The organism is Streptomyces sp. NPDC097640, assembly GCF_040302705.1.
Lineage (GTDB): Bacteria > Actinomycetota > Actinomycetes > Streptomycetales > Streptomycetaceae > Streptomyces.
Genome location: NZ_JBEOSB010000084.1, coordinates 1 through 1,791, shown reverse-complemented (window position 1 = coordinate 1,791; position 1,791 = coordinate 1). Strand labels below are relative to the sequence as shown.

At 75.3% G+C, this 1,791-nt stretch carries 2 protein-coding genes; both read left to right on the top strand.

Annotation, left to right across the window (positions count from 1 at the left end; all coding sequences use genetic code 11):
• A partial coding sequence (locus ABTY62_RS47430; RefSeq protein WP_352135619.1) for an SDR family NAD(P)-dependent oxidoreductase occupies positions 1–1,262 on the top strand: 1,262 nt, incomplete at its 5' end.
• 2 nt (positions 1,263–1,264) lie between these two features.
• Positions 1,265–1,791 (top strand): beta-ketoacyl synthase N-terminal-like domain-containing protein (locus tag ABTY62_RS47425; RefSeq protein ID WP_352135618.1); only part of this gene is annotated, 527 nt, incomplete at its 3' end.

Sequence of the window (1,791 nt, the reverse complement as noted above, 5' to 3'; positions counted from 1 at the left end):
CGGCCCTGGGGCGCGGGCCGCGGTGGCTGCTGGCCGCGCGGCGAGCGGAGCCGCTCGACGTCGAAACGGCCGGACTCCACGGCCTGTTCCGCACCGTCGCCAGGGAGTATCCGCAGACGGCCGCCACCGTCGTGGACCTCCCCGCCAACGCTTCTCCCAACGCCGTCGCCGACGCGCTGGTGGACGAGGTGCTCGCCCCCGACCACCCACCCGTCGTCCTGCGCACCACCCACGGACGCCATGGGCTGGAGCTCGAGGAGAGCGGTCTTGGCGTCCTCGGCGCCTCGGGCGCGGGGCCCGCCGGGGACGGGGCGGCCGAGGCCGCGGCCATCGGGCTCGACCGAGACTCGGTGGTCGTGCTGGTCGGCGGGGCGCGGGGGATCACCGCCCGGTGTGCGGCGGCCCTCGCGGCGGCCGCCCGCTGCCGTATCGAACTGCTGGGCCGCACCCCCGTACCCGCCGGGCCCGAGGACCCGGCCACCGCCGGAGCCCGGGACGAGGCCGCCCTGCGTGCGGCACTCGCCGCCCAGGGCGGCCGCGGACCCGCCGAGATCCAGCGGGAGACGAACCTGATCCTGGCGCGGCGCGAAGTGTCCGCCACGCTGCGGGAGCTCAGCGAGCTCGGGGCCCGGGCCCGCTACCGGTCGGTCGACTTCCGCGACCCCGACGCGGTACGCCAGGCCGTCAAGGAGATCCACGCCGACCACGGCCGCCTGGACGGCGTCGTCTACGCGGCGGGGGTGATCGAGGACCGGCTGATCGAGGAGAAGTCCGCCGAGTCCTTCCAGCGAGTGTTCGACACCAAAGCGGGCGGCGCGCGCACTCTCCTGGACGCACTGGAGAAGCTGTCGACGGCCGGGCCGGTGGGCGAGCGCGGGGACGGCGGGGGACGAGGAGGGCGGACAGGACAGGCAGGACATGCAGGACATGCAGGGCCGTCGTTCGTGGTGCTCTTCGGCAGCGTCTCCGCCGTGCTCGGCAACCGCGGCCAGGCCGACTACGCGGCGGCCAACGACGCGCTGGAAGCCATCGGCGCGCGGTGGGCGGCCCGCACCGGCCGCCGGGCCCTGACCGTGCACTGGGGCCCCTGGGCGCCCACCGGCCCGCACAGCGGGATGGTCGGCCCCGCGCTCGCCCGCGAATACGCGCGGCGTGGCGTCGAACTCATCGACCCCGACGAAGGAGCGCTTGCACTGCTGCGCGAACTCGCCTGGGGCGAGGAATCCGACCAGGCCGTCGTCTACACCGCGTCGGACTGGTGACCATGACACATGACGGCGGCGGCCGCAGACCGCCCGTGGCCATCGTCGGGATGGCCGTACTGCTGCCCGGCGCGCCGGACCTGGAGACGTACTGGCACAACCTCGTGACCGGGGTAAACGCGATCACCGAGGTCCCGGCGCAGCGGTGGGATGCCGAGTTCTACGTCCCCGGGAGCGGGCGCGGCCCGGCGGCTGCCGACCGGGTGTACTGCCGCCGCGGCGGGTTTGTCGACGGGCTGGCCGAGGTGGAGGTCACCCGTTTCGGGATCATGCCCGCTTCCGTTCCGGGCACCGAGCCGGACCAGTTGATCGCGCTGCATGTCGCGGCGGCGGCCGTTGCCGACGCGGGCGGCGAGGAGCGGCTGCCCGACCGGGGCCGGGTCGGGGTGGTGCTGGGCCGCGGCGGCTACTCCACACCCGGTCTGATCCGCCTGGACCAGCGGGTGCGCACCGCCCACCAGTTGGTGCGCACGCTCGGCGAGCTGCTGCCCGGTCTCGGCGCCGACCAGTTGGAGCGGGTGCGGACGGC